Here is a 16,588-nt window from a genome sequence, read left to right as displayed (position 1 = left end):
CTGAGCCCGGATCGGTCGTTCGATGAAGTTTGAGAAACGCGGACGCTGCATGCCCCGTCTGGTGATGAAATTCGGCGGCACCTCGGTCGCCAACGTCGAGCGCATCCGCAACGTGGCCGCCCACGTCGCCCGCGAGGTCGCGGCCGGCTACGAGGTCGCGGTCGTGGTCTCGGCGATGTCGGGCAAGACCAACGAGCTCGTCGGCTGGGTCAAGGACGCCGACCCCGAATACGAGGCCGCCGAGTACGATTCCGTGGTCGCCTCGGGCGAGCAGGTGACCTCGGGCCTCCTGGCGATCGCGCTGCGCAAGGCCGGGATCCCGGCCCGCTCCTGGCAGGGCTGGCAGGTGCCGATCCTGACCTCCGACGCGCACGGCTCGGCCCGCATCGAGGAGATCGACGGCGCCCGGCTCGACGCAGGGTTCAAGCGCGGCGAGGTCGCGGTGATCGCCGGCTTCCAGGGCATCCATGCCGAGACCGGCCGGATCACGACGTTGGGCCGCGGAGGGTCGGATACCAGCGCGGTGGCCGTCGCCGCCGCCATCAGCGCCGAGCGCTGCGACATCTACACCGACGTGGACGGGGTCTACACCACCGACCCGCGCGTCGTGCCGAAGGCGCGGCGCATGGAGCGCGTCACCTTCGAGGAGATGCTGGAGATGGCCTCGCTCGGCGCCAAGGTGCTGCAGGTCCGCTCCGTCGAGCTCGCCATGGTGCACCGGGTGCCGACCACGGTCCGCTCCTCCTTCGATCCGCCGGACGCCGCGCGCCCCGGCACCCTCATCTGCGACGAGGACACAGACGTGGAACAGCAGATCATCACCGGGATCGCCTTCGCGCGGGACGAGGCGCAGATCACGCTTCGCCGCGTCAAGGACAGCCCCGGCGTCGCCGCCGCGATCTTCGGGCCGCTGGCCGACGCCAACATCAACGTCGACATGATCATCCAGACGGTGTCGGGCGACCAGTCGACCACCGACATGACCTTCACGGTGCCGGCCGCCGACTACGACCGGGCGCGCACGGTGCTCGACCGGGCGCACGACACAATCGGGTTCGCGCAGATCGAGGGCGCCACCGACGTGGTGAAGGTTTCGGCGATCGGCGTCGGGATGCGCAGCCATGCCGGCGTCGCGGCCAAGGCGTTCCGGGCGCTGGCCGACAAGGGCATCAACATCCGGGCGATCACCACCTCCGAGATCAAGTTCTCCGTCCTGATCGACGCGGCCTATACCGAGCTTGCCGTCCGCACGCTCCACTCGCTATACGGCCTGGATCAGGCCTGAGGCTTGCAGGCCCGTCCGACGGGTGCGACCTGAGATTGCCCGGCGCCGACACCCGGCGTCGCGCTGACAGGGGATTGACCAGACGATGCCCGCTGCGCCCGGAGGCCCGCGCCTGCTGCTGCGCCGCCTCCGCGAAGCCATGGCGGAGCCGGTCAGCCCCCAGGCGCGCCTGGACCGCATCGTCGTGGTCATCGCCGCCAACGTCATCGCCGAGGTGTGCTCGGTCTACGTCCTGCGCGACGACAACACGCTCGAGCTGTTCGCCACCGAGGGCCTGAACCGCGAAGCGGTCCACCTGACCCGGATGCGCGCCGACGAGGGCCTCGTCGGCCTGATCGCGCAGACGGCCGAGCCGCTGTCGCTCTCCGACGCGCAGACCCACCCGGCCTTCTCCTACCGCCCGGAGACGGGCGAGGAGGCGTATCACGCCTTCCTCGGCGTGCCGCTGCTCCGGGCCGGCAACACGCTCGGCGTGCTCACCGTCCAGAACAAGACCTACCGCGTCTATTCCGACGAGGAGATCGAGGCGCTCCAGACCACCGCGATGGTGCTCTCGGAGATGATCGCGTCTGGCGAGCTGCAGGGGCTGGCTCCCGACGCCGGCACCGCGGCGCGCCGCGCCGTCAACGCCCGCGGCGTCGTGCTCGCCGACGGCATCGGCCTCGGCCACGTGGTGCTGCACGAGCCGCGCATCGTCGTGAAGACGCTGATCGCCGAGAACGTCGAGGCCGAGATCGCCCGGCTCGAGGCCGCGATCGAGGCGGTGCGCTCGGCGATCGACGACCTGGTCGAGCGCGGCGACAAGATCGGCACCGGCGAATCGCGCGAGGTGCTGGAAACGGTGCGCATGTTCGCCCACGACAAGGGCTGGCTGCGCCGGATGCGCGAGGCGGTGGTTTCGGGCTTGACCGCGGAGGCGGCGGTCGAGCGCGTCCAGTCGGACAACCGCGCCCGGATGATGCGCCAGAGCGACCCGTACCTGCGCGATCGCCTGCACGACCTCGACGACCTCGCCAACCGCCTGTTGCGCCGCTTGACCGGGCAGGAGGGCGCGGGCTCGGGCGCCTACCTGCCCGACAACGCGATCCTGGTCGCCCGCTCGATGGGCCCGGCGGCGCTGCTCGACTACGATCCGTCGCGCCTGCGCGGCGTCGTGCTGGAGGAGGGCGGCCCGACGAGCCACATCGCGATCGTCGCGCGGGCGCTCGGCATCCCTGCCGTCGGCGAGGTCGAGAACGCGACGGCGCTGTGCGATTCGGGCGACGCGATCATCGTCGACGGCGTCTCCGGCGAGGTCCAGGTCCGCCCGGGGCCGGAGATCGAGGCGGCCTATGCCGAGATGGTGCGCCTGCGCGCCAAGCGGCAGGAGCAGTACCGGGCGCTGCGCGACGTCCCCGCGACCACCCGGGACGGCATCCGCATCGGCCTGCACCTCAATGCCGGCCTGCTCGTCGACCTCGGCCACCTCAACGAGACCGGCGCGGAGGGCATCGGCCTGTTCCGCACCGAGCTGCAGTTCATGGTGGCGCAGCGGATGCCCTCGGCGGCCGAGCAGCAGGCGCTGTACGAGGCGGTGTTCGCCGCCACCGGCGATCGGCCGGTGACGATCCGCACGCTCGACATCGGCGGCGACAAGATCCTGCCGTACATGCCCAAGCTCGAGGAGGAGAACCCGGCGCTGGGCTGGCGCGCGATCCGGATCGGCCTCGACCGGCCGGCGCTGCTGCGGGTGCAGCTGCGCGCGCTGCTGAGGGCGGCGGCCGGGCGGCCGCTCAAGATCATGTTCCCGATGGTCGCCACGGTCGACGAGTTCGTCCGGGCCAAGGCGATCGTCGATCGCGAGAAGGCGCATCTGCGCCGCCACGGCCATCCGCTGCCGAGCGATTGCCGCCTCGGCGCGATGGTCGAGGTGCCCTCGCTCTTGTTCCAGATCGACGAGATCGCGCAGGTGGCCGACTTCCTGTCGGTCGGCTCGAACGACCTGATGCAGTTCCTGTTCGCGGTCGACCGCGAGAACCGCCGCGTCGCGGACCGGTTCGATCCGCTCTGCGCCGCGGCGATCCGCGCCTTCCGGTTGATCGCCGAGCGCGCAGACGCGGCCGGATGCCCGGTGACGGTGTGCGGCGAGATCGGCGGACGGCCGCTCGAAGCGATGGCGCTGATCGGCATGGGCTTCCGCGACCTCTCGATGTCGCCCGCCTCGATCGGCCCGATCAAGGCGATGGTGCTGAGCCTCGATGCGCGGGCGATCGCCGACGTGATCGACGCCGAGATGGCCCGCGCCCATGACGGCGCCTCGATCCGCCCGGCGCTCGCCGCCTTCGCCAAGACCCACGGCATCCCGGTCTGACCCCGCCCAGCGTGAAGACCAGGCTCGTTTCCGTCAGCGTCCCAGAGTAGACCCCGGTCGATGATCCCCTTTCCCCCCGACCGCCTCGACGCCATCCTCGTGCGCCACGACATCGTCACCGGCACCCTCGCCGCCGGCGATGCGAGCTCGGAGAGCATCGTCCAGCTCTCCCGCGAGCTGTCGGATCTCGATCCCGTGGTCGCCGGCATCCACGCCTATCGCGCCGCGGCCGCCAACCTGGCCGAGGTCGAGGCGCTGATCGACGAGCCCGGCGGCGACCCGGAGATGCGTGCGCTCGCCGCCGCCGAGAAGCCCGACGCCGAGGACGCGCTGATCAAGGCGCACCGCGACCTGCAGCTGATGCTGCTGCCCAAGGACGCGGCCGACGAGAAGAGCGCGATCCTCGAAATCCGCGCCGGCACCGGTGGCGACGAAGCCGCGCTGTTCGCCGGCGACCTGTTCCGGATGTACGCCAAGTACGCCGACACCAAGGGCTGGAAGGTCGAGGTCATCTCCGAGAGCGAGGGCACCGTCGGCGGCTATCGCGAGGTCGTGGCGGAGGTGAAGGGCCGCGGCGTGTTCGCCCGCCTGAAGTTCGAGAGCGGCGCCCACCGGGTCCAGCGCGTGCCCGACACCGAGGCGCAGGGGCGGATCCACACCTCCGCCGCCACCGTCGCGGTCCTGCCCGAGGCCGAGGAGGTCGACATCGTCGTCAACGACGCCGACCTGAAGATCGACACCATGCGGTCGCAGGGGGCCGGCGGCCAGCACGTCAACAAGACCGAATCGGCGATCCGCATCACCCACCTGCCGTCGGGGATCGTGATCTTCGTCCAGGAGGAGCGCTCCCAGCACAAGAACCGCGCCCGCGCGATGTCGCTGCTGCGGGCCAAGCTCTACGATGCGGAGCGCTCGGCCAAGGATGCGGTCCGCGCCGCCGACCGCAAGTCGCAGGTCGGCACCGGCGACCGCTCGGAGCGCATCCGAACCTACAACTTCCCGCAGGGCCGGGTGACCGACCACCGCATCAACCTCACCCTGTACAAGCTGGAGGAGATGCTCGCCGGCACCGCCCTCGACGAGCTGGTCGACGCGCTCGTGACGGAGCATCAGGCCGAGCTGCTCGCCGCCGAAGGCATGGCGTGAGCGGACGGGCCGACGCGCGCATCGTCCGCCCGGATCATACGCGCAGCCTTGCCCTGCGGCGCCTCGCCGAATGCTTCGCCGCGGAAGGCATACCCGAGGGCGATGCCCGCTTCCTGATGCTCGGCGTGCTCGATCTCCGCGCCGTCGACCTCGCGCTGCACGGCGGCCGAGCCCTCGAGTCGGAGGGCGCGGACAGGTTGGAGGCCGCCGCGCGCCGGCGCGTTGCCGGAGAACCGGTGGCCCGCATTCTCGGAACGTGGGAGTTCTGGGGCCTGCCGTTCCGGCTGTCCCCGGAAACGCTGGTGCCGCGGCCCGACACCGAAACGTTGGTCGACGCCACGCTGGAAACGGTTTCGGACCCGGCGGCCCCCCTCCGCATCCTCGACCTCGGCACCGGCAGCGGCTGCATCTTGGTCGCGCTGTTGAGCGCGCTGCCGAACGCGACCGGCATCGGCCTCGATCGCTCCTGGAATGCCCTGCGCACGGCGCGCGCGAACGCGCTCGACAATGGCGTCGCCCATCGCACCCTGTTCGTCGCCGGCGATTGGTGCGAGGCGCTCGTGGGCCGGTTCGACCGGGTGGTCTCGAACCCGCCCTACATCGCCAGCGCCGTGATCGCCGGCCTCGATCGCGAGGTGCGCGAGCACGATCCGATGGCCGCGCTCGACGGCGGCGGCGACGGGCTTGCGGCCTATCGACGGATCGTCGATGCGACGGCAGGCGGGTTGCTCGCGCCGGGCGGCTCGCTCCACCTCGAGATCGGCTACGATCAGGCGGACGCCGTGACGGAGCTGGGCCGGAAGGCGGGCCTTCGACCGAGCGGCATCACGCGCGATCTCGCCGGGCATACGCGGGTCGCGTCGTTCGTCGGTCTGCCCGACAAGGCGCCCGCATAGGGGATTTATGGCACCGATCACGCAAAATTCGCCGGAATCCCCATCAACTTCGCGCTGGATCCCCCGTCTCGACTTGCGGTTCGCGGACGATCCGTTAAGACGGAAAGCCGTAGGTTCGGTATAGCGCATCCTTTGCGGGGTGGCGGCCGATCGCTCCACCGTCGATCAGACGCAGGCTCGGGTTCGAGCAGCGGCGCGGCGGTTTTCGAACCTGACAATCGACGGGCGTCTTGGACGCAAGCGTAGGCCCCGAGGGATCGGGACAGACGGCTGGTAGGCGAGCGGGTCGTGGATCAATTCCGATGATCCGTCCGCGGGCGCCGGCGAGGACCCGCACTGCGGCGCCTCGGGAGCCCGGCCCCCAGCCTTCCCCCCGACCAGACGCGCCTTTCGCAGTAACGAGGGTCATCTGAGACCGATGAGACCAAACCAGAACCGACGGGTGCGCGGCCGGAACCGGCCGAAGGGCCCGAACCCGCTGACCCGGTCCTACGAATCCAACGGACCCGACGTCAAAGTCCGCGGCACCGCCCAGCACATCGCCGACAAGTACGCTCAGCTCGCGCGGGACGCGCAGGCGGCGGGCGACCCGGTGGCGGCGGAGAACTACTTCCAGCACGGCGAGCACTATTTCCGGATCATCTCCGGCGCGCAGGAGCAGGGCCGCCCGCAGGCCGGCGCCGGCTACGCCTCGCGGTCGTACGACGACGACATGGAGGACGGCGACGAAGAGCAGGGCGGCGAGGCCAACGGCCAGGGCTATGCCGGCTACGCGCCCGAATACGGCGATCCGGGCCAACAGCCGCAGCCCTACGACAACCGCAGCGAGGGCGGCCAGCAGGACGGGCGCCAGGATCGCGGCCAGGATCGCAACCAGCAGGACAGGTTCGGCCAGAACCAGAACCGCGGCGACCGCCAGGAGCGCCGCGACCGGTTCCAGAACAACCGCAACGACCGGCCGCGCTTCGACAACGGCGCCCGCTTCGACAACCAGCGTCCCGACGGCAACCGCCAGGACGGCGGCCGGCAGGATCAGGGCCGCCAGGAGCACGGCCAGCGCGCCGATTACGATCGCCAGGACGCGCCCCGGCAGACCTTCAACCGCCAGGACAGCGGGCGGCAGGAGAATGGACGGCAGGAGAACGGGCGGCAGGAGAACGGGCGGCAGGAGTATCCGCGCCAGGACAATCGGCAGGAGAACCGCGCCGAGTTCAACCGCCGCGATCAGCCGCGGGACGAGTTTCCGCGCCAGGACCTTTCGCGCCAGGATCCGTCTCGTCAGGAGCAGCCGCGCGCCGAAGCGCCCCGCGAGAACCGTTACGAGAACGGACGCACGGAGCAGCCGCGCCGCGAGCCGCGCCAGGAGGCCCGGACCGAGATGCCGGCCCGCGCCGAGGCGCCGGTGCGTGCGGAAGCGCCGGCCCGGGCCGAGGCTCCGGCCCGGCGCGAGCGTCGCCGCGAGGAGCCGCGGCCCGTCGCCGAGGATGCGGCCGGCCTCCCGGCCTTCCTGATGACGCCGCCCCGCCTGCCGCCGGCCGCCGAAGCGCCCGTGGCGGAGGCGCAGGCGCCGAGCCCGCCCACGGCCGAAGGCGAGGACGCGCCGGCTCCGAAGGTCCGTCGCCGGCGGCGCCCGCGCTTCGAGGGGACCGAGGGCGAAGGTTCGCCGGAGACCAAGGCACCGGACGGCGCCTCCTCAGTCGAGTAGACGCCATCATTCCCGCGAGACAGGCCGCCCCGGATCTCCGGGGCGGCCTTTTTCGTATCCGAAGGTCGGTCCCCGAAGGGCCGATCCGGCCTTTACCCGGTCGGGATACGCTCGGACGCAGAGAACGGGCCGGAGAGACGTGAGATCCAGGCCTCCCGGCAGTGCCAGCGGGCGTCGAGCGATAGGCTCTCGCGGCAGGTCACCGAGCCGGCATGGGTGCCACGGCACCGGCGTTTCGAGCCAAACCACCCGTGCGCGCAGCAGGCGGAGCGCCGCGAATCAGTCCCCGTCCGCCTCGGCGAGGGCGAGGGCCGGCGTCGGCCCGCGATAGCCGGTCGCCAGCACGTAGAGCTCGCTCGAATCGGCCCGGCTCGCATTCGGCTTGACGTGCCGCACGAGGGAGAAGTCGCGCTTGAGGTCGGTGAGCAACGCGGTCTCTGTGCCGCCCTGCAGCACCTTGGCGAGGTAGGCGCCGCCGGGCGCCAGAACCTCCCGGGCGAACTCGGCCGCGGTCTCGGCGAGCCCGATGATGCGCAGGTGATCGGTCTTCTTGTGGCCGGTGGCGTTGGCGGCCATGTCGGACAGCACGAGGTCGGCCGGGCCGCCGAGCAGGCCGGTGAGGCGCCTCGGCGCCTCGGGGTCGAGGAAGTCGAGGGTGATGAACTCGACGCCCGGCATCGGCTCGATCTCGAGCAGGTCGATTCCGACGATGCGGCCGGTCTCGCCGACGATCTTCGCCGCGACCTGCGACCAGCCGCCGGGGGCGGCGCCGAGATCGACGATGCGCTGGCCGGGCTTCAGCAGCTTGAAGCGCTCGTCGATCTCCATCAGCTTGAAGGCCGCCCGCGAGCGGTATCCTTCGCGCTTGGCCCGCTGGACGTAGGGATCGTTGAGCTGGCGCTCGAGCCAGCTCTTCTGCGAATGGGTGCGCCCGCGCCCGGTCTTCACCCGCTGCTTGAGATCGCCGCGGACTCCGCCCGTCGCGCCCGCTCCGCCACGCCTGTCGGTCACCGGTAGCCCCCGCGGCGCCACACGCCGTCTTCCCGCATCATGTTCATCAACAATCCTTCGCGCAGGCCGCGATCGGCGATGCGCAGGCGCTCGGCCGGGAAGGCCCGGCGGATCGCCTCCAGGATCGCGCAGCCGGCGAGGACCAGATCGGCGCGGTCGCGGCCGATGCACGGGTTCTCCGCCCGCTGGTCGAGCCGCGTGTCGAGCAGGTCGTCGATCGCACCGGCGACCTCGGCGTCGCTCATCCACAGCCCGTCGACCCGGCGACGCTCGTAGCGCACGAGGCGCAGGTGCATCGCCGCGATGGTGGTGACGGTGCCGGAGGTTCCGAGCAGGTGGAAGCCGGGCGCCGTCGCCGCGGCCGCCGCGCGGATCGCGAAGGGGCCCAGCATCTCGGCCACCTCCTCGACCATGCCCTCGAACATCATCCGCGTCACCTCGGAGCCGCCGTGGCGCTCGGCCAGGGTGACGACGCCGACCGGCAGCGAATCCCAGGCGCGGATGCGCAGGGTCGGATCGGTCGAGGGGTTGGCGGCCGAGCCGTCGAGCCAGGCGATCTCGGTCGAGCCGCCGCCGATGTCGAAGATCACCACCGATTCGGCTTGCGGGTCGGCGAGCGCGGCGCAGCCGGTGACGGCGAGATAGGCTTCGGTCTGCCGGTCGACGATCTCGAGATCGAGGCCCACCTCGGCCCGCACGCGCGCGACGAACTCGGCACCGTTCACGGCGAGCCGGCAGGCCTCCGTGGCGATGATCTTGGCCCGCCCGACGCCGCGGGCGCGCATCTTCCCCTTGCAGATCCGCAGCGCGTCGATCGTCCGCTCGATCGCCGCCTCGCTGAGCCGGTCGGAGCTGCCGAGCCCCTCGCCGAGCCGGACGATGCGCGAGAACGCGTCGATCACCCGGAATCCGTGCGAGGACGGCTCGGCGATGAGCAGGCGGCAGTTATTGGTGCCGAGATCCAGGGCCGCGTAGGCGTTGCGGCGCACGTCGCGATGCGAGACCGCGGGGGCGGAACCGGGTGCCCCTGCCGGTGGCGCGCCCTGGGGGCGGGCCGGCGCGGTCGCGCCACTCTCGTCCCTCATCGGCGTCGCCGCGCTTTCCCATCCCTGGCCCCGGCGAACCGCCCGGCCATCATTCACGCTCGACCCTACTCGCTCGGCGGCGAACTGCAACGTCCCGTTCACGAATGCCGGGACTGCATCCACGGCCGTCGGCGCGACCGCAGCCGGCGACGAGGATCGAAAACCATGCGCCCGACGCCGAGACCCGGCCGCCGAGACATCGGATGCGATGCGCGATCACGCGGTCGCGTCAGGCCATCGCCTTGGCGAGGCTGGCGGCGCGGGAGGTCGGCCGCAGCAGGCTCTTCACCTGGGAGTAGGGTCGCGGCCGGTTGATCACCTCGTCGAGGCGCGACCACAACGTCTTGGGCGAAAACGGTTTCGCGATGATCTCGTTGACGCCGAGGGTGATCGCGCGGTCGACGACGTTCCGACGCGGCTGGGCGAGCATCAGGATGATGGGAATCGTCGGGCAAGGCGAGGTCGAGGGCGTGCGTGCCAGCCGGATGAACTCCTCGCCCGAGAGGATCGCCAGGTCCCAGTCGATGATCGTCAGGTCGGGCTTGCTCTCGGCGAGCACGCCGAGCGCCTCGGCCCCGTCCGGCGCCTCCAGCACCCGCTTGATGCCGACGCGCATCAGCATGTCGCGCACGATTCGACGGATGTAGAGGCTCTCGTCGACCACGAGGGCGGAGAAGTCCGGGAAGGTCGGGGTCGCGATCATCGAGGGGGCGGCACGCGGGGCCCGGCGGATGCGGGAGCCTGTCCCCCTTCATACGCGCCCGGCCTTTGCGCTTCCCTAACACGGCGCGCTCTGCAAGCCTGGGTTTCACGACGACAAGAAAGTGATGGAACTCCGAGCTGATCGACAACAAGGTCCTTGCGGTCAACGGCCAATTGCGTCAGGACTGAGGCGTTATTCTTGGTTACCGCGACCGGGGGTAATGGGAGTGCGGGGCGTGAGCTGTCTGGGATGGCGCGCACGCGGTATTCGAGACGTGGTCGGCGGACGGTTTTTGGCGAGCTTTCGATGGGACGTGGTCGTGATTTCCGGGGGCCGCAGAAGCGCGGCTTCGATGAGGGTGGCGCAGAGCCGAGATGGCCTGATCAGGCTCCCCCGAGTGGCGGCGGATACGGTGGCGGCGGCTTCGGCGGCGGCGGTGGCGGGTTCGGTGGCGGCGGCGGTGGTTTCGATCGCGGCGCTCCCCGGGCTGCGGCGGCCCCTACGGGTCCGGAGCGCGATGCCACGGTCAAGTGGTTCAACAAGGAGAAGGGCTTCGGCTTCGTTGAGCTGGGCGACGGCTCGGGCGACGCCTTCCTCCACATCCGCGCCGTCGAGGCAGCCGGCCATGACGACCTGCTGCCGGGCACCCGGCTCACCGTTCAGACCGCGCAGGGCCAGAAGGGTCCGCAGGTCACCAACGTGACCAGCGTCGACACCTCGACGGCCGAGGCGGCTCCGCCCCGGCGCGAGATGCGCGATGCGCGTCCCCCGCGCGCCGGCGGCTTCGGCGGCGCCGGCGGCTACGGTGCCGGCGGTGGTTACGGCGGCGCCGGTGGCGGCTTCGGTGGCGGCGGCGGCGGTTACGGCGGCGGTGGCCGCGTCGCCTCGGGCCCCTCGACCGAGATGCAGGGCACCGTGAAGTGGTACGACCCGGCCAAGGGCTTCGGCTTCGTGTCGGTGAACGACGGCGGCAAGGACGTGTTCGTCCATCGCTCTGCCCTGTCGCGGGCCGGCCTCGAGTCGCTTGCCGAGGGTCAGACCGTGACGCTCGGTGTGGTCGACGGCCAGAAGGGCCGCGAGGCTCAGAGCATCAACGTCGACGATTGATCGGCGGCGTTTTTGGCGAACGCGGCGGCCTCGCTTCCGCCGCCTTCCCGATGCGATTGGAACCGGCGGTCCCTCACGGGGCCGCCGTTTTGCGTTCCGGGACGGCAATCGGAGACATCTCATGCGTTGTGCCGTACCGTTCGGAATCCTGCTCGCCCTCGCCACGGCGCAGCAGGCGAGGGCCGAGGATTTCACCGGCGCCTATGCCGGCGTGAACCTCGGCTACGGCTTCGAGCGCGAACGGGAGGCGAAGAAGCCCGGCCCCCTCCCGGAGAAGGACGCGGCGGTTCCGAGCGCGAACGATCTGCCACCGAGCGCGTCGATGGCAGCGAAGTCCCTCCGATCGTCGCGTCCGGCCGCCCGCTGAGACGGGGGACCATCCGCGCTGAGATCGCGGACGGCACCGGGCGCTACTGGCCGGCCATCGCCTTGGTGATGAAATCGCGCCGCACGAAGGTGGCGTAGTCCGGCTGGGCCGCGAGGTTGCCGAGGGCGATCTGCGTATCGAGGGCGATCTTGAGGGCATCGGACGTGATGTCGACGCTTTCCGGATAGACCTTGTCGCCCATCATGCGCTTGACCGCAGCCTCGACCACGGTCGGATCGAGGTTGGGGAACTCCTTCTTCGCCACCGCGACCGCCTTGGCCGGATCGGACTGCATCAGCCGGATCGCCGCCTGCATGCCGTCGACGAAGGCCTGCGCCACCGCCGGATCGACATCCTTGCGCGCGCTCACCGCCGAGAACGCGTAGGGGCCGTACTTCTCGGGGAAGCCGAGGACGACCTTCATCCCCTTGGCGGCGACCTGATCGAGGCCGGGCTCGTACAGCACGGCGACCTTGGCCTGGCCGGCGAGGAACGGGCCCGGCTCGGTGCCGAGCTGCACCTGCGTCAGCGTCACGTCGTCCTTCGACAGGCCGTTCTCCTTCAAGAGCTTGAGGAACAGCGAGGTGCTCGTCGTCGGCATCAACCCGGTGACGATGGTCTGCCCCTTGAGGTCCTTCACGTCGTTGAAGACGAAGTCCGGCGTCGTCGCGATCCACACGGCGGCACCGTTGACGACGTTGGCGATGACGCCGACGGGCGCGCCCTTGGAGGCCGCCACCGCGGTCCATTCCGGGCCGTGGATCGAGAACTGCGCGCTCTTCGAGATCACCGCCGAGAGCGCGACGCTCGGCGCGCCGGCCGTCTCCTTGGTCACGTCGATGCCGGCCTTCTCGAACAGGCCCTCGTCCAGGGCGACGTAGAGCGGCAGGTAGAGCATCGACTGGAAGGCCTGGCTCACGGTCGCCTTCAGCGCCGCCGCCGAGGCGGGCAGGGCCCCCATCAGCCAGGCCGCGGCGACGGTCGCGATGAGGGGACGACGCTGGATCATCGGAAGGCTCTCGTTCTGCTGGCGGGAAGGGCGGGGCGGACGGCCGCGGCGAGCCGCGCTCCGCCGGCTTGGAACTCAGACCTGGACGCTGCCGGCGGTGTCGACCTGCCGCCACGGCAGGATGCGGCGCTCGGCGAAATCGATGACGTGGTAGAGCAGGAAGCCGACGAACATCAGCACGAACAGCCCGACCCAGACGGCGTTGAGGTCGTAGAGCGACGAGGCGTTGTAGATCAGGTGGCCGAGCCCGGCCTGGGACGAGATGAACTCGCCGACGACCGCGCCGACCAGCGCGAAGCCGATGTTGATCCGGAACATCCCGATGATCGCCGGCAGCGTCGACGGCACGATCACCGAGCGGAAGATCCGGTTCTTCGAGGCGCCCATCGAGGCCAGCAGCGCCTGCAGGTCGGGATCGGCGTCCCGGGCGGCCTGGTACGCCGCGATCAGCGCGACCAGCGCCGTCAGCGAGACCGCGAGCGCGACCTTCGAGACGAACCCGGTGCCGAACCACAGGATCACGATCGGGGCGAGCGCGATCTTCGGCACCGAGTTGATCGCGACGATGAACGGCTCGACGATCCGCGCCACCAGCACCGAGTACCAGAGCCCGAGCCCCGCGACCGAGCCGATCGCGGTGCCGATCACGAAGCCCAGGATGGCCTCCACCACCGTGAGCCAGGTGTCGTGGGCGAGGCTGCCGTCGAGCACGCTCTTGACGAACACCCGCCAGATGCCCGAGGGCGCGCCGACCAGGAACTCGGTGAGCCAGCCGGCATCGACCGCGACCTCCCAAGCCGCGAAGAACACGGCCACCGCGAGGAGCTGGATCAGTCCGCGCCCGAGCGTGGTGTCGATCGCCCGTGCCAGGGCACCGGGCCGGCGGCGTCGGGCCGGCGGCGTCGGTCGGCTCGCCGCCTCCGGCGGTGCCTGTTCGTGGGATAGGATCTGGATCGCCATCAGGCCGCCCTCGCGCTGGTCTGGATGTCGAGCTCGCCGCAGAGCGTATTGAAATACTCGGAGAAGCGCGGATCGCTGCGGGCGCCGATCGGCGACCGATCGCTGAGCGCGATGTCGTGCACCGCCTTCACCCGGGTCGGGCGATTGCCCAGCACCACGACGCGCTTCGAGAGGGCCACCGCCTCGTCGATGTCGTGGGTCACGAGCACGACGGTCTTGTGGAAGGTCTCGACCGCGTCGAGCAGCACGCCTTCGAGGTAGAGCCGGGTCTGGTAGTCGAGCGCCGAGAACGGCTCGTCGAGGAGCAGGATGTCCGGATCCATGATCAGCGTCCGGATCAGCGCCGCGCGCTGCCGCATACCGCCTGACAGGGTCTTGGGGTAGGCGTTCTCGAAGCCGGACAGGCCGAAGCGGGCGAGGTAGTCCCGTGCCGTCTCGGTGGCGGCCCTGGCGTCGACGCCCTTCATCTCCAGGCCGAGCATCACGTTCTGCAGGACCGTGCGCCAGGGGAACAGCAGGTCCTTCTGCATCATGTAGCCGACGCGGCCGGACAGGCCGGGCACGATCTCGCCGCGAAAGCGCATCGTCCCCGCGTCGGGCTCGAGCAGGCCGGCGATCACGTTGAAGACCGTGGTCTTGCCGCAGCCGGACGGCCCGATGATGCTGACGAAGTCGCGCTCGTAGATGTCGAAGCTCAGCCCGTCGAGCACCGGGACGGCACCACCCTTCGCCGGGAACGCCTTGCGGATGCCCCGCAGGGCGAGCTGCACGACCCGGCCGTTCGCAACCGCATCCATCACCGGCTCCACGCTGACGGCGGGATCCAGCAAGGCCCGGGCCAAACTGCATGCAGAATGCAGGCGCGAGGCCGAATCGGCGAGACACGCGTGATCGCTGGCGCCGGACCAAACGAAGAAGGGCAGAACGCGCGACCGCGTCCTGCCCAGACATCATCGAAGTTCGGAATCTTTTGGTGGGCGCACTAGGGTTCGAACCTAGGACCCGCTGATTAAGAGTCAGCTGCTCTACCAACTGAGCTATGCGCCCGATCGCATTGAGCGATCCGCCGCGGTCCACCAAGTCCCGCTGCGATGCGGGCTGATACCAACCGGGCCGGGGGCTGTCCACCCCGTGTTCGCGGTTTTTGCCCGCGAGCGGGAATTTTCCCCCGGGCCGGTCGGTTTTCGGCCTACTCCGCCGCCGCGTGCTGCGCGTGGAGGCGTACGGCCGAGGCCGAGAGCTTGTTCAGCGCCGAGAGGTAGGCCTTGGCCGAGGCGACGAGGGTGTCGGGGTCGGCGCCGCGTGCGGTGATCGAGCGCTCGCCGGCCTTCAGCCGCACCGAGACCTCCGCCTGGGCATCCGTGCCGGCGGTAACCGCGTGGACCTGGTAGAGCTCGAGCTGCGCCTCGTGCGGCACAAGCGCCTGGATCGCGTTGAACACCGCGTCGACCGGCCCGTTGCCGTCGGCCTCCTCGGTGAGCGTCTTGCCGTCGACGGCGACCTTCATGGTCGCGCGCTGCGGCCCGCGCGTGCCGGCGATGACCGAGAGCGAGACCAGGCGGATGCGGTCGTGCGCGGTGGCGAGATTCTCGTCGACCAGCGCCTCGATGTCCTCGTCGTAGACGTTCTTCTTGCGGTCGGCCAAGGCCTTGAACCGCTCGAAAACGTCCTGCAGCTGGTTGTCGGACAGCCTCAATCCGAGCTCGTCGAGCTTCGAGCGGAAGGCGGCGCGGCCGGAATGCTTGCCCATCACCAGGTTGGTCTTGGTGAGGCCGACCGAGGCCGGGGTCATGATCTCGTAGGTCTCGGCGTGCTTGAGCATGCCGTCCTGGTGGATGCCGCTCTCGTGCGCGAAGGCGTTGCGGCCGACGATTGCCTTGTTGAATTGTACCGGGAAGTTCGTGGCGTGGCTGACGAGCTTCGAGGCCCGGGTCAGCATCGTCGATTCGATGCCGGTCTCGTAGGGCAGCACGTCGGAGCGGGTGCGGATTGCCATCACCACCTCCTCAAGCGCCGCGTTGCCCGCGCGCTCGCCGATGCCGTTGATCGTGCACTCGACCTGCCGCGCGCCGCCCTCGATGCCGGCCAACGTGTTGGCGATCGCGAGGCCGAGATCGTTGTGGCAATGGACCGAGAAGATCGCCTTGTCGGCGTTCGGCACACGCTCGCGCACCGCCTCGAACATCGCGCGGTACTCGCCCGGCGTCGCGTAGCCGACGGTGTCGGGCAGGTTGATCGTCGTCGCGCCGGCCTTGATCGCCGCCTCGACGCAGCGGCACAGGTAGTCGATCGGCGTGCGGGTCGCGTCCATCGCCGACCACTCGACGTCGGCGACGAGGTCGCGGGCCTGCGCCACCGTCTTGAGGATGATCTCGACGACCTCGTCCTCGGTCTTGCGCATCTGGTGCGCGAGATGAATCGGCGAGGTCGAGACGAAGGTGTGGATGCGCCCCTGGCGGGCGTGCCGCACCGCTTCGCCGGCCCGGGCGATGTCGGCGGGGATGGCGCGGGCGAGCCCGGCGATGGTGGCGCGCTTGGCGCGGCGGGCGATCTCCGAGACGGCCTCGAAGTCGCCGTTCGAGGCGATCGGGAAGCCGGCCTCGATGACGTCGACGCCCATCGCGTCGAGCAGCTCGGCGACGGCGAGCTTCTCGTCAAGGGTCATGGTCGCGCCCGGGCATTGCTCGCCGTCGCGCAACGTCGTGTCGAAGATCACGACGCGGTCTTTTTTCGTCTCGGAAACGCTGGTCATCGGTTGTCCACCCTGTCGCGGCGCGCCCCCGCCGAGCGGATCGGGCGGCCTTCGAAGCCTGTGAGGTCGGCCATGCGATCCCCTGAAGGCCCAGGCGAACGCCCGGACGGCCCTCAGGGGCGGGTAAGCAGAAGCGAGCGGAGGGCGCGCGTCAGCGACGCCGCGGTCGCGGCCTCGACGATGACGGGTGCTGAGCCGGCGCTGGCCAAGGC

Annotated in this window: 14 protein-coding genes and 1 tRNA gene; 7 read left to right on the top strand and 8 right to left on the bottom strand. The window is 70.4% G+C overall.

All coding sequences use genetic code 11. The features are described 5' to 3' along the window. Positions 1-49: 49 nt before the first annotated feature. The 5 genes from MKK55_RS22700 (at position 50) to MKK55_RS22680 (ending at position 7,382) form a co-directional block, all read left to right on the top strand. Positions 50-1,285: an aspartate kinase gene (locus MKK55_RS22700; protein ID WP_243937763.1), complete on the top strand. Its 1,236-nt coding sequence runs from the start codon at positions 50-52 to the stop codon at positions 1,283-1,285. 85 nt (positions 1,286-1,370) lie between these two features. Then, complete coding sequence (ptsP, locus tag MKK55_RS22695; protein WP_243937762.1) at positions 1,371-3,635, top strand: phosphoenolpyruvate--protein phosphotransferase; 2,265 nt, start codon at positions 1,371-1,373, stop codon at positions 3,633-3,635. A 60-nt stretch (positions 3,636-3,695) separates the two neighbouring features. Beyond that, the gene (gene prfA / locus MKK55_RS22690; protein ID WP_147726318.1) at positions 3,696-4,781 is read left to right on the top strand and encodes a peptide chain release factor 1; all 1,086 of its coding nucleotides are present in this window, start codon (positions 3,696-3,698) and stop codon (positions 4,779-4,781) included. Beyond that, complete coding sequence (prmC, locus tag MKK55_RS22685) at positions 4,778-5,677, top strand: peptide chain release factor N(5)-glutamine methyltransferase (protein WP_409566110.1); 900 nt, start codon at positions 4,778-4,780, stop codon at positions 5,675-5,677. The genes prfA and prmC overlap by 4 nt, the downstream gene beginning before the upstream one ends. A 442-nt stretch (positions 5,678-6,119) precedes the next feature. Next, a complete protein-coding gene (locus MKK55_RS22680; RefSeq protein ID WP_243937761.1) occupies positions 6,120-7,382 on the top strand; it encodes a DUF4167 domain-containing protein in 1,263 nt (420 codons plus the stop codon). Between the two features lie 279 nt (positions 7,383-7,661). Here the strand turns inward: MKK55_RS22680 and MKK55_RS22675 are convergent, their stop codons facing one another. The 3 genes from MKK55_RS22675 to MKK55_RS22665 form a co-directional block, all read right to left on the bottom strand. Next, positions 7,662-8,393 carry an RlmE family RNA methyltransferase gene (locus MKK55_RS22675; protein WP_147844395.1) on the bottom strand — a complete coding sequence of 244 codons (732 nt, stop codon included), beginning with the start codon at positions 8,391-8,393 and terminating at the stop codon, positions 7,662-7,664. Continuing rightward, positions 8,390-9,478 carry a Ppx/GppA phosphatase family protein gene (locus tag MKK55_RS22670; protein ID WP_147729084.1) on the bottom strand — a complete coding sequence of 363 codons (1,089 nt, stop codon included), beginning with the start codon at positions 9,476-9,478 and terminating at the stop codon, positions 8,390-8,392. The genes MKK55_RS22675 and MKK55_RS22670 overlap by 4 nt, the downstream gene beginning before the upstream one ends. A 229-nt stretch (positions 9,479-9,707) precedes the next feature. Further along, positions 9,708-10,181, bottom strand: a complete 474-nt coding sequence (locus MKK55_RS22665; RefSeq protein ID WP_147729085.1) for a response regulator — start codon at positions 10,179-10,181, stop codon at positions 9,708-9,710. Between the two features lie 306 nt (positions 10,182-10,487). Between MKK55_RS22665 and MKK55_RS29110 the strand changes: the two genes are divergently transcribed. Both MKK55_RS29110 and MKK55_RS22650 read left to right on the top strand, forming a co-directional pair. Further along, positions 10,488-11,288: a cold-shock protein gene (locus MKK55_RS29110; protein WP_147858186.1), complete on the top strand. Its 801-nt coding sequence runs from the start codon at positions 10,488-10,490 to the stop codon at positions 11,286-11,288. 121 nt (positions 11,289-11,409) lie between these two features. Then, positions 11,410-11,655: a hypothetical protein gene (locus MKK55_RS22650; RefSeq protein WP_147727984.1), complete on the top strand. Its 246-nt coding sequence runs from the start codon at positions 11,410-11,412 to the stop codon at positions 11,653-11,655. A gap of 43 nt (positions 11,656-11,698) precedes the next feature. Here the strand turns inward: MKK55_RS22650 and MKK55_RS22645 are convergent, their stop codons facing one another. The 5 genes from MKK55_RS22645 to MKK55_RS22625 all read right to left on the bottom strand — a co-directional run bounded on the left by MKK55_RS22645 (position 11,699) and on the right by MKK55_RS22625 (position 16,376). After that, the gene (locus tag MKK55_RS22645; protein WP_243937760.1) at positions 11,699-12,664 is read right to left on the bottom strand and encodes an ABC transporter substrate-binding protein; all 966 of its coding nucleotides are present in this window, start codon (positions 12,662-12,664) and stop codon (positions 11,699-11,701) included. A 75-nt stretch (positions 12,665-12,739) separates the two neighbouring features. Further along, the gene (locus MKK55_RS22640; RefSeq protein WP_243937758.1) at positions 12,740-13,624 is read right to left on the bottom strand and encodes an ABC transporter permease; all 885 of its coding nucleotides are present in this window, start codon (positions 13,622-13,624) and stop codon (positions 12,740-12,742) included. Then, a complete protein-coding gene (locus MKK55_RS22635; RefSeq protein ID WP_243937756.1) occupies positions 13,624-14,421 on the bottom strand; it encodes an ABC transporter ATP-binding protein in 798 nt (265 codons plus the stop codon). Before MKK55_RS22635 ends, MKK55_RS22640 begins: the two co-directional genes overlap by 1 nt. A 174-nt stretch (positions 14,422-14,595) precedes the next feature. After that, positions 14,596-14,671, bottom strand: a tRNA-Lys gene (locus MKK55_RS22630). Positions 14,672-14,813: 142 nt separating this feature from the next. After that, the gene (locus tag MKK55_RS22625; RefSeq protein WP_147727980.1) at positions 14,814-16,376 is read right to left on the bottom strand and encodes a 2-isopropylmalate synthase; all 1,563 of its coding nucleotides are present in this window, start codon (positions 16,374-16,376) and stop codon (positions 14,814-14,816) included. Between the last annotated feature and the right edge of the window lie 212 nt (positions 16,377-16,588).

This window comes from Methylobacterium sp. J-059 (assembly GCF_022829485.1).
Lineage (GTDB): Bacteria > Pseudomonadota > Alphaproteobacteria > Rhizobiales > Beijerinckiaceae > Methylobacterium.
This window is presented reverse-complemented; position numbering and strand designations above follow the sequence as displayed.